The sequence below is a fragment of the Sulfitobacter sp. HI0040 genome, from assembly GCF_001634885.1.
Taxonomy (GTDB): domain Bacteria; phylum Pseudomonadota; class Alphaproteobacteria; order Rhodobacterales; family Rhodobacteraceae; genus Sulfitobacter.
In genome coordinates, this window is record NZ_LWEX01000396.1 from 1 (window position 1) to 237 (window position 237).

The following is a 237-nucleotide window of genomic DNA, read 5'->3' on the forward strand; positions in this document are numbered from 1 at the left end:
AAACAGCCGAAAGCCTTCTGCGCCAGCATGTGCTTGGGCACGCCGTGGAAATGGTTGATCATCGCCATCCCGCCCCAGCAGACACCGAAGGTCGAATGCACGTTGGTCTGGGTCCAGTCCATGATCCGGCGCAACTCGTCCCAATAGGTCACCTCTGAAAAGGGCAGATGTTCGATCGGGGCGCCGGTGATGATGAGCCCATCGAACTTGCGGTGGCTCACCTCTTCGAAGGGCTGG

Annotated in this window: 1 protein-coding gene; it reads right to left on the reverse strand. The window is 59.5% G+C overall.

Translation table 11 applies throughout. The annotated features are described in order from the left end of the window. Positions 1-237: homoserine O-acetyltransferase/O-succinyltransferase family protein (locus A3728_RS16310; protein ID WP_150120855.1), on the reverse strand; the 237-nt coding region annotated here is incomplete at both ends.